At 70.5% G+C, this 645-nt stretch carries 1 protein-coding gene; it reads left to right on the plus strand.

Annotated features, from left to right (window positions below; genetic code table 11):
• On the plus strand, positions 1–645 hold a 645-nt coding region (locus H8A92_RS40600; RefSeq protein ID WP_229200820.1), incomplete at both ends, for an MFS transporter.

Consider the following 645-nt stretch of genomic DNA (forward strand, 5'->3'; position numbering starts at 1 on the left):
GGCTGGGTCGGTGCGGCGCCGGCATTCGGCTTTGCTGCGGCGCTATCGGCGATCGCGGTCGTGCTGCTCGCCGGCCTCTACGAGCCGGCGCGCCAGCCCGCCCCGCGGCGTCATCCGATGCAGGACATCAAGGAAGGCGCAGCCTTCGTGATGCACCACGCCCTGCTGCGGCCGGTGTTCATCACCCAGTTCATCTTCAACACCGCGTCGTTCCTGCTGCTCGCCGTGTTCGTGCCCTATGCGGTGCGCCATCTCGGGCTCAGCGCCACCGGGGTCGGCACCACGCTTGCGATGTACGGCGTCGGCATGGTGGTCGGCGCGCTGTTCGCCACCCGGGTGATGAAACGGCTGGCGTTCGGCACCGTGATCGGGCTCGGCCCGGTCACCGGCCTCGTCGCCTCGCTGGTGATGGCGCTGACCACCTGGATCGCAACGCCCCTGCTCGCCGGCCTCGGCTTCTTCCTGCTCGGCGTCGGCCCGATCCTGTGGGTGATCTCGACCACCACGCTCAGGCAATCGGTGACGCCGCCCTCGCTGCTCGGCCGCGTCTCGGCGATCAACATCATGAGCTACGGCGCCCGCCCGCTCGGCTCCGCGCTCGGCGCCGTCGTCGGCGGCCTCTACGGCGCCGAAGCCTGCCTCTAC

The sequence above is a fragment of the Bradyrhizobium acaciae genome, from assembly GCF_020889785.1.
GTDB lineage: Bacteria > Pseudomonadota > Alphaproteobacteria > Rhizobiales > Xanthobacteraceae > Bradyrhizobium > Bradyrhizobium acaciae.